This window comes from Ancylomarina longa (assembly GCF_003996985.1).
Classification (GTDB): domain Bacteria; phylum Bacteroidota; class Bacteroidia; order Bacteroidales; family Marinifilaceae; genus Ancylomarina_A; species Ancylomarina_A longa.
This window is the reverse complement of sequence record NZ_RJJX01000201.1, coordinates 1-490: the sequence shown is the minus strand read 5'-3', so window position 1 is coordinate 490 and position 490 is coordinate 1. Positions and strand designations below refer to the sequence as shown.

Genomic DNA, 490 nt, shown 5'->3' with positions numbered 1-490 from the left:
CTCTTACCAAAAGCAAATAAGTCACCACCTTTACGTCCAAGAATCCATCCTGTAGGGTATTTTCTACTGGTTCCAAAATACTTGATTCTTTGATCGTAAACCATCATTAAAGTATCAACATATTTTTTATCCTTGGTAGCATAATACATCCCACGCATAATCTTCACACCATTAATGTATGTTGATCTTTGAAATTTAGGTGCATTATTGAAGATGTATCTCCAACTTGGAAGAGCCTCTTTATAATTCTTTTGTTTTACCATCTCCCCGTAAAGAGAAGCAGTCATAATTGTTTTTACACTATCCACCCCATACTTCGACTCCTTTGTCTGAGCATTTGCTCCAAACATGGTCGATATCGTAAGGACAGCACTTAGCATTATAAGTCTAATTTTCATGATTCTATATTTTATGTAATCTGATTAGTTACTGTTTCAACAAAAGATCTTAATCTTATTTAAATGTAATTAATCTCAAAGCAAAGCGTATA

General features: G+C 33.3%; 1 pseudogene. It reads right to left on the bottom strand.

What is annotated here, in order from left to right:
• A pseudogene (locus tag DLK05_RS16975) lies at window positions 1–398 on the bottom strand (tetratricopeptide repeat protein); the annotation flags it as partial.
• Window positions 399–490 lie beyond the last annotated feature (92 nt).